Origin of the sequence: Brevundimonas sp. SPF441 (assembly GCF_009661015.1) — a bacterium.
GTDB lineage: Bacteria > Pseudomonadota > Alphaproteobacteria > Caulobacterales > Caulobacteraceae > Brevundimonas > Brevundimonas vesicularis.
Genome location: NZ_WJWX01000017.1, coordinates 63,038 through 71,223, shown reverse-complemented (window position 1 = coordinate 71,223; position 8,186 = coordinate 63,038). Strand labels below are relative to the sequence as shown.

At 65.8% G+C, this 8,186-nt stretch carries 5 protein-coding genes and 1 tRNA gene; 2 read left to right on the top strand and 4 right to left on the bottom strand.

Annotated elements, in window-relative coordinates:
• The coding region (locus tag GGC30_RS10930; RefSeq protein ID WP_153924004.1) for a FecR family protein at window positions 1–1,202 on the bottom strand (1,202 nt) is incomplete at its 3' end.
• A gap of 199 nt (window positions 1,203–1,401) precedes the next feature.
• Between GGC30_RS10930 and GGC30_RS10925 the strand changes: the two genes are divergently transcribed.
• Entirely contained in the window at window positions 1,402–2,928 is a 1,527-nt protein-coding gene (locus tag GGC30_RS10925; RefSeq protein ID WP_194943582.1) for a ShlB/FhaC/HecB family hemolysin secretion/activation protein, read from the top strand.
• 100 nt (window positions 2,929–3,028) lie between these two features.
• On the opposite strand, the gene GGC30_RS10920 is transcribed toward GGC30_RS10925, so the two are convergent.
• Window positions 3,029–3,105: transfer RNA gene (locus GGC30_RS10920), tRNA-Arg, on the bottom strand.
• A 144-nt stretch (window positions 3,106–3,249) separates the two neighbouring features.
• Between GGC30_RS10920 and GGC30_RS10915 the strand changes: the two genes are divergently transcribed.
• Window positions 3,250–5,004 (top strand): gamma-glutamyltransferase family protein, encoded by a 1,755-nt coding sequence (locus GGC30_RS10915; protein ID WP_153924000.1) that lies wholly within the window; start codon window positions 3,250–3,252, stop codon window positions 5,002–5,004.
• Window positions 5,005–5,008: 4 nt separating this feature from the next.
• On the opposite strand, the gene GGC30_RS10910 is transcribed toward GGC30_RS10915, so the two are convergent.
• Window positions 5,009–5,815, bottom strand: a complete 807-nt coding sequence (locus GGC30_RS10910; protein WP_200932975.1) for a lipid A-modifier LpxR family protein — start codon at window positions 5,813–5,815, stop codon at window positions 5,009–5,011.
• Window positions 5,816–6,031: 216 nt separating this feature from the next.
• Window positions 6,032–7,921: a ribonucleoside-diphosphate reductase subunit alpha gene (locus tag GGC30_RS10905; protein WP_153923998.1), complete on the bottom strand. Its 1,890-nt coding sequence runs from the start codon at window positions 7,919–7,921 to the stop codon at window positions 6,032–6,034.
• Window positions 7,922–8,186: the final 265 nt, after the last annotated feature.

Genomic DNA, 8,186 nt, shown 5'->3' with positions numbered 1-8,186 from the left:
GGATTACCGTTGCCGGGATTGCCCGAACCCGGGTTGCCGTTGCCGGGGTTGCCCGAGCCTGGGTTGCCGTTGCCAGGGTTGCCATTGCCCGGATTACCGTTGCCGGGATTGCCAGCGCCTGGGTTGCCATTGCCCGGATTGCCAGCGCCTGGATTGCCGTTGCCAGGGTTGCCGGCGCCAGGGTTGCCGTTGCCGGGGTTGCCCGAGCCCGGATTGCCTGAGCCAGGGTTGCCCGAGCCCGGATTACCGTTGCCCGGATTACCGTTGCCCGGGTTGCCGGCGCCTGGGTTGCCCGAGCTGGGGTTGCCAGGATTAGTCGCTCCAGGATTGGCGCTGTTACCGGGGCCCGCTGCGGCATTGTTGCTTGCGTTGGTTGCAGCTGGCGGCAGTGAAGCGTTTCCGCTTGAAGCGGAGTTTCCTGCCGCAGCGGTGGACGTCGCAGTTGAAGACGTCGTTGGAACCGAAGTCGTGCTTGTGGTCGTAGCCGATGTTGTCGTCGTCGCGGCCGTCGAGGCGCCTGATGTGGACGCCGTCACAGTAGTGGCTGCTGGCGCGGCCGCTGGGGGGTTCTGAACCAGACCATCGGTCAAGGCCTCGTAGTCCAGACTCGGCGCCGCAACGGGAGCCGCTTCCGTCGGAACTGCAGCCGCCGGTGTGGAAACCTCGACGCTGGTCGGTTGCTGGCGCGGAACCAGGGCGGTGGCGCCCGCCGCCACGTCGCTGACGGCATTGCCGTTGTTGGCGCGGACTTCGACCAGACCTTCGGCGACATGCACACGGTCGCCCATGGGGTCGACAGTGACTGTAAACGTCGTGCCCTTCACCACGGCGGCAAGCAATGGCGTCTCCACGCGGAAGTGCGGCTGCCTCTGCCGATCGACCTGGAAAAGGGCCGAGCCGAGGTCCTGCAAGACCCGCGTCATGCCTCCGACTTCTGGCGCGAGCGTGGTGCGACTGTTCGGCCCTACCACGACCCTTTGCTGACCGTTCGTGATCATCGCACGGCCGTTTCCGCCTGTCGTGACGCTGGTTCCGGTCGGTAATACCTGCCCAACCGAGCCGTTTGCAGCGGGCCGCGCCGGTATGGCTACGCGAACAACGCCCGCGACTTCCCTGATGCGCCATTCATCCGCCAGAGCCTGGGTCGGATAGCGCACGAAGAAAAAGAAGACCGCGAAGAATATTGCGTATCGATTGGCCAACACAGGCTCCACACATTCTGTTTGATGTTCTGGATATCAGGACGTGCCTGCCAAGCCCTTAACTGGCGATATTAACACGATTTTTAACCCGAACGCCGTAAGTGGCCTCCTGTGTCTGGAGACCGGTGTGCGTCATATTTTTTCGACTTCATGGTTAAGGACAATCACTGTCCTGTGGGGGATGGTGGCGGTGCTGACCATGGCTGTCGCGGGACCGGTTCGCGCGGACGCTGAGCCGGCTTCGACGCCGGACGCCGGATGCGCAGGATGTCTGATCCTGACCAGCATGCTGATCCAGGGGGTGAGCGCCTATCCACTCGCCGATCTCGCCGACACCTATGACCAGCAATTGGCGCGGCGCGTCTCGGTGGATGATCTGGTGCAGTCCGCTAATGCGATCACCGCGCGTTATCGCAACGACGGATATTTTCTGACCCGCGCCGTCGTCGCCGAGACCGACCCCGCCATCGGCGCCGCCCGCATCGTGGTGTTTGAAGGCTATATCTCGGAACTGAAACTGACCGGCGATGGCGCACGCACCGTCGAACCGATCCTGAAGCCCTTGGTGAACCAGCGCCCCCTCACCATCGGCGAACTGGATCGCCGCCTGTCCCTGGCGTCCGACGTGCCCGGCGTCAAACTGACCAGCCGCATCGAGCCGATCATCGGCGATCCGGCCCAACACCGCTTGGTGGTCGAGACGGCAATGACCTCGGGCAGCGCCGGCGTCTATGTCGACAATCGCGGTTCCGAAACCCAGGGTCCGTGGCAAGTCTACCTGTCCGGCGCCCGCAACTCGACCTTTATGGCCGGCGACCAGATCACATTGGGCGTGCTGACGGTGCCGGATCGCCCTGACGAACTTACCTATATCGATGCGTCCTACTCTGTCGTCGCGTCCGAAGGCGGCCGCGTCCGCTTTGGCGTATCGGGCTATGAGACGGATGCGCCGCTTCAGAACGCATCGGGTTGGGTCGGGGGGAGCAGCCGCATGGCCTCGGTCACGCTCTCGCATCCTTTGGTCCGTTCGCGCGACAAGAACCTCTGGCTCAATGCGGGACTGGATGTCCGTCGCGTCGAGCAAAACTACGTCGCCACGGGTCGCGCCGACGAAACCCTGACCGTGGCACGGGTATCTATGGCGGGACAGCGGCGTTACAGTCCCGGCTGGATGGCCGGCTCGGTTCAGCTGTCAAAAGGGATCGACGCCTTTGGCGCCACGACCGAGCGTTCGCCGCTGAATACGCGCTACGACGCGACGGGCGAGTTCTTCAAGGTCAACGCCCAGGTCAGCGCCTATCGCGATCTCAGCAAGTATGTCGGCGTTTACATTGAGGCCTCAGGCCAATGGTCGGACGACGCCCTGCTCAGTTCCGAAGAGTTCTTCGTCGGCGGCCCGACCTATGGCCGGGCATATGACTATGGCGAGGCCAGCGGCGACAAGGCCGTCGCCGGGATGATCGAGGCGCGGATCGGATATGATCCCAAAAGCGACCTGATCACCTTCGCCCAGGCCTTCGCCTTCTTCGACACCGCCAAGGTTTGGAACAAGGCGCCCGGACGCGACTGGTCCGAACAGCTGACGTCTGCCGGCGCCGGTTCGCGCATCACCTTCGACCGCAAGGCCACCCTGCGCATCGAGTTCGCCAAACCCCTGTCCCGTGCGCCCTATAACCAACATGACAAAGGCTGGCGCACCTTCGTGTCGTTGTCGAAACAGTTCTAGGCGCGCGTAGAAGCCCTCGCGATGCGCTGCGACGTATCGCGAGGCGGCGAACGGCCTGCCAAATCGGCGAAGCGTTTGAAGTCTCATTATTTGGAAGAAGTGGCGCACCCGGAGCGATTCGAACGCCCGACCCTCAGATTCGTAGTCTGATGCTCTATCCAGCTGAGCTACGGGTGCGGCTGCCTTGCGGCGAGGGCGGGTCTTTAGCCGGTGGATCGGGCGGACGCAAGCGGGGGAATGCAGTTTCTGCGTCTGAAGCGGTTGGCGTGACGGCTGCGACGGCTTAGGCCTGTCTGACGCTCCCCTGCTTTCGGATCTTCCATGCGTTCATTCCGTCGCCAGATCGCCGCTGTGCTGGTTCCCGTCCTCTTGGCGGGATGTCAGACCGCGACAGCCAGCCAAGGGGCGCCCGCGCTGGCGACAGCATCGCCGCAGGCCGTGTCGGCGCCGTCGTCGGCCGCATCGCACGCTCGGGGCCCATTCGTGGCGGCGGCGAATCCGCTGGCGGTCGAGGCGGGGATGACCGTGTTGCGGCGCGGAGGATCGGCCGTGGATGCCGCGGTGGCGATCCAGGCGGTGCTGGGCCTGGTGGAGCCGCAGTCTTCAGGCCTGGGGGGCGGGGCCTTTTTGATGAGCTATGACGCCGAGACCGGGACCGTCACGGCCTATGACGGGCGCGAGACGGCGCCGGCGTCAGCGACGCCCGAACTGTTCTATGAGGACGGCAAGCCGCTGGGCTTCATGGATGCGGTCCTCTCGGGGCGATCGACCGGCGCGCCGGGGGCGGTGGCCATGCTGGCGATGGCGCAGAAGGATCACGGCAAGCTGGCCTGGCGTGATCTGTTCGGGGACGCCGAACGGCTGGCGCGCGACGGATTCACGGTCAGCCCGCGCCTGGCCGGCATGATCAATGGACGCAGTCCTCAGGCGCGGACGCGGTGGGCCAGCGCCTATTTCACCAAGCCGGACGGCACGCGGTATCAGGCGGGCGATACGTTAAAGAACCCCGCCTACGCCGACACAGTCGCGCGGTTGGCGCAACAGGGGCCGGGCGTCGTCTATGGCGGGCCGATCGGGCGCGACATCGCGGCGGCGGTTCGCGAAGGACCGCGTCCCGGCGGTCTGACCGAGGCGGACATCGCCGGCTATCGGCCCTTGCGCCGCGACGCCCTTTGCCGGCCGTATCAGGCCTATGTGGTCTGCGTGCCGCCGCCGCCATCCAGCGGGGTGGCGTTGCTGCAGTTCCTGGCCATGGCCGAGGCGACGCCCGATCTGGACAAGGGGGCGAAGAGGCCTGAGGCTTGGGTCGCCTTCGGGCGGCTGCAGCGTCTGATGTATGCCGACCGGGACCGCTATATCGGCGACAACGACTTCGTCGGGGTGCCGATCGCCGGTCTGCTGGATCCCGATTACGTCGCGACGCGCGCGGCCCTGGCCCCGCAGGTGAACGGGCCGGTCGCGGCCGGCGCCCCGACGGGATCGCCGCCGCGCGGGGTCGACCAGACCGCCGAGCCGGGCGGCACCTCGCACATGGTCGTGGTGGACGCCTGGGGCAATGCGGTCAGCATGACCACGACGGTCGAGAGCATCTTCGGCAATGGCCGGATGGTCGACGGCTTCTTCCTGAACAACCAGCTGACGGACTTCTCCTTCACGCCGCAGGAGGACGGGCATCCGGCAGCCAATGCGGTGACGGCGGGCAAGAGGCCGCGCTCGTCGATGACGCCGGTGCTGATCCTGGATCGTCAGGGGCGACTGGTCGGCGCAATCGGCTCGCCAGGCGGGTCCAGCATCCTGGCCTATGTCGCAAAGGCCCTGGTCGGGACGATGGACTGGGGCCTGTCGATGCAGCAGGCGATCGCCCTGCCCAATCTGGTGGTGCGGGGCGAGATGGTCGGGGCCGACACCGACATGATCGCGCCCGATATCCGCGACGCCTTGGCGGCGGCGGGCATGGCCCTGAAGCCCAACGCCACCGAGACCTCAGGCCTGCATGGCGCGATCTGGCGCGACGGTCGCTGGGACGGAGGGGCCGATCCGCGTCGCGAGGGCGTGGCGGTCTCGGAGGTTCGCTAAAGGCTCAGCGGCCGGGACGTATCGACAGCTGAAAGGCCAGCAGGCCTTCGCTGACGTCTGTGTCCAGGCCGTTCATGCCGCGCAGACCCTTGCCGGCGTCGATCTCGCGATAGACGACGCCGAACGACGTCTGCATGTCGCCCTTGCGATAGGCCACCCCAATCGAGGCGTCGCCCAGGAAGCTGCCCTTGTCCTGGGTGTAGCCGGAGCGCGCGTAGTCGCCGTCGCGGGTGCGGGCGAAGTTGTAGCCGACGGCTCGGCCGGATCCGGCGGCATACAGATACCAGCGCGGCCGCTCGCCGAACCGCTCGCGGCCGTTGGGGGCCAGACGATCCAGGCCCTCGCCGATCTTGAGCGTGACGCCAGCCTCGGCCGAACGGCCTTCGCTGCCGACGCCCAGGCCCGCGTGGGGCGTCAGGCTGACTTCCAGGCCGGACGCGGTATGGCCGCGCGCGCCGCGGAAACCGCGCACATAGCGCAGATCATAGGCGTCGGGGTCCAGTTCGGCCCGATCGACGGGCGTGACCGGCAAGGGAGAGCCGTCGGCGCGGCGCAGACGGCCGGCCGTCTCCAGCGTCACCCGGTCGGTGAAGTCGGTGCGATCGATCCAGACGTCGTTGCGCGTGCTGGCGGACAGGCCGGATCGGTCATCGGGACGGAAGGCGGTCGGGATTTCGATCTGGGCGCCGAACCGTGCGTCAGGCGCAACGCGGAAACTGGTCTGTTCAGTCAGGCGCGCCTCGACATCGGGCGAGGCGTCGAAGGCGTTGGGGGCCCAGGTCTGTGCGCAGGCGGCGCTCGCGCCGGCCATCGCCAACACGCCCCCAAAGCCGACAGTACAGGCCTTTAATCGCATCCGGTCTCCCCACCGATCCGCTGGACACACACTGCAACCCTCAGGCGCAAGAGTCCAACGGCTTTTGGTCATGGTTTCGTCGCTTTTGAACGAGGACGACCAGCAGCGGTTCCCAAACGAAAAAGGGCCCCGCTGTCGCGGAGCCCTTCGGGTCGATTGGTGCAGATGGCCTTATTGGCAGGCCAGGCACTCGTCATAGTCGGTCTTGGGCAGGGAGAAGAGATCCGGCTGATTGGGATCGATCACCTCTTCGGCCTTGTCCTCGGCGCCTGCGAAGGCGGCGCGCTGCACCGACTTGGAGCGTAGATAGTACAGCGACTTCACGCCGCGCTCCCAGGCGGACCAGTGCAGCATATGCAGGTCCCATTTGTTCACGTCGCCGGGGATGAACAGGTTCAGCGACTGGGCCTGGCAGATTTCCGGCGCGCGGTCGGCGGCCAGTTCGATCACCCAGCGCTGGTCCAGTTCGAAGGCGGTCTTGAACACGCCCTTCTCGTCCTCGTTCAGGGCGTCGAGGTGCTGGACCGAACCTTCGTTCTCCAGGATGGAGCTCCACACCGCCTCGGTGTTGATGCCCTTGTCGTCGAGCAGGCGCTCCAGATAGGGGTTCTTGACCGCGAACGAGCCCGACAGGGTCTTGTGGGTGTAGATGTTGGCCGGGATCGGCTCGATGCCGGCGGACGTGCCGCCGCAGATGATCGAGATCGAGGCGGTCGGGGCGATCGCCAGCTTGTGGCTGAACCGCTCCATCACGCCGCGCTCCTCGGCGTCCAGGCACGGGCCCTTCTCTTCGGCCAGCAGGCGGCTGGCCTTGTCGGCCTCGCGGCGCAGATGCTTGAACAGGCGCATGTTCCACGACTTGGCCATGGCGCTTTCGAAGGCCACGCCCTGCCCCTGCAGGAAGGAGTGGAAGCCCATCAGGCCCAGACCCACCGAACGCTCGCGCTTGGCCGAATAGACCGCGGCGGCCATGGCGGGCGGGGCGCGGCGGATGAAGTCCTCCAGCACATTGTCCAGGAACCGCATCAAATCCTCGACGAAGCGCGGCTCCTCGCGCCATTCCAGGAAGGTCTCGGCGTTGACCGACGACAGGCAGCAGACGGCGGTCCGGTCCACGCCCAGGTGGTCACGGCCGGTGTGCAGCATGATCTCGGCGCACAGGTTCGACTGTTTGACCTTCAGGCCCAGGTCGCGCTGGTGCGGCGCCATCTGGCGGTTCACCGTGTCCGAGAAGATCAGATAGGGCTCGCCGGTCTGCATGCGGATGTCGAGCAGCTTGGTCCACAGCGAACGGGCGTCGACGGTCTTCATGACCGCGCCGTCCTTGGGCGACTTCAGGTCGAAGGTTCCGCCGACCTTGACCGCCTCCATGAATTCGTCGGTGACGTTGATGCCATGGTGCAGGTTCAGGGACTTGCGATTGAAGTCGCCCGACGGTTTGCGGATCTCCAGGAACTCCTCGATCTCCGGGTGGTGGATGTCCAGATAGACGGCGGCCGAACCGCGGCGCAGCGAGCCCTGGCTGATCGCCAGCGTCAGGCTGTCCATCACGCGGATGAAGGGGATGATGCCCGAGGTCTTGCCGGCGCCCTTCACCTTTTCGCCGATGGAGCGGACGCCGCCCCAATAGGTGCCGATGCCGCCGCCGTTGGAGGCCAGGGCCACGTTCTCGTTCCAGACGTTCTGGATGCCGTCCAGGCTGTCGCCCACCGCGTTCAGGAAGCAGGAGATGGGCAGGCCGCGATCCGCGCCGCCGTTCGACAGGACCGGGGTCGCCGGCATGAACCACAGGCGGCTCATATAGTCATACAGGCGTTGGGCGTGTTCGGCGTCGTCCGAGAAGGCGGTCGAGACCCGCGCGAACATGTCCTGATAGCTTTCGCCCGGCAGCAGATAGCGATCTTCCAGCGTCTTCTTGCCGAAGTCGGTGAGCAGATCGTCGCGCGAGCGGTCGACCTGGACCGATTTGACCACGGTCAGGTGGGGGCGCTCCGGCGTCGGCGTCGCCGCAACGCCTTGGAATTCCGTCGTCTTCAATGCCTCGCCGCCAGCCATGGTCATCTGCGTCCTGAACAAAAAATCGTTTGAGCCGCCCGCGCCGCGACCACATCATCTTGTGGCCTCTGCGCTCCCCGAGCCCACATATAGGGCGCATATGCCTAATGACCCGTCAACGGGTTGACGCCAACCATTGTGGGCGAATCGGTCGGACAAGTCCCAGCCGTCTGGGGAAAAGCCCGCGTGCAAGCCAGCACGTCCGTTTTACGCACCTGCGACGGCATGATCACGAACGCGTGATCGGAACGACTGCTCAGCTTGGCCGTTG

Excerpts from the sequence above, each read along its gene's own strand:
- GGC30_RS10925 (WP_194943582.1), top strand. The coding sequence starts at position 1,402 with ATGGCTGTCGCGGGACCGGTTCGCGCGGACGCTGAGCCGGCTTCGACG.
- GGC30_RS10915 (WP_153924000.1), top strand. The coding sequence starts at position 3,250 with ATGCGTTCATTCCGTCGCCAGATCGCCGCTGTGCTGGTTCCCGTCCTC.
- GGC30_RS10910 (WP_200932975.1), bottom strand. The coding sequence starts at position 5,815 with ATGGCCGGCGCGAGCGCCGCCTGCGCACAGACCTGGGCCCCCAACGCC.
- GGC30_RS10905 (WP_153923998.1), bottom strand. The coding sequence starts at position 7,921 with ATGACCATGGCTGGCGGCGAGGCATTGAAGACGACGGAATTCCAAGGC.